Raw genomic sequence first — 689 nt, 5'->3', positions numbered from 1 at the left:
CGCGGCGGGGGCCGGCGTCCAGCGGCGGACGCGGACGCAGCTGGGCCCTCACGGCACGGGCCAGCTCACGCGGGCCAGGACGGTTCTGCTCCGCCAATGCCGCCCAGCGGTCGCGGAGCTCGGTCCGGTTGGTGAACAGCAGGGCCAGTCCGGCGGCCGCCCAGCCGGGGCTCGTTCCGGCATGCAGGAGCTCGCCGCCCTCCGCACACAGCGCCTCCAGTTCCCGGGCGTCCATCGTGCGTCGCACCGCCCCCTGCGGTCCGGGACGGCCCAGCACGGTGACGGCCAGACCGGCCCGGTCGGCCTCCTCGAGGTCGCCACCGGCCGCCCGGCACTCCTGTGCACCCAGGCGGCGTACGGCGGACGCCATCCCGCGGGCCACCCCGGCGACCCAGTCCACGCGCGTCGTGGGCGGGATGCTCAGCGCCGTCACGAGGCCCGTGGCGATCCCGCCCATCGCATTGACGTCGGAGAGGTTCTGGGCGGCGGCCTTCCATCCGACGTCGTAGCCTCGGGTCCGCACGCCGGCCGGCCAGACCGGCAGCCAGTCGTGCCCCTCCGCCATGGCGTCCGTGGAGACCAGCGTGCCCCCGGGCGCGGACGGCAGCAGGGCCGCGTCGTCGCCGATGCCGCAGGCTCCCCGCCGGCCAGGGGCGGCTCGCGTCCAGGACGGACAGCTCCCGGCCGAT

At 77.1% G+C, this 689-nt stretch carries 1 protein-coding gene; it reads right to left on the bottom strand.

Features of this window, described 5'->3' with window-relative positions:
- On the bottom strand, positions 1-565 hold a 565-nt coding region (locus AC2W7A_RS13120), incomplete at its 3' end, for an AIR synthase related protein (protein ID WP_485991706.1).
- Between the last annotated feature and the right edge of the window lie 124 nt (positions 566-689).

This window comes from Micrococcus sp. LASM2_SD2 (assembly GCF_057364565.1).
This window is presented reverse-complemented; position numbering and strand designations above follow the sequence as displayed.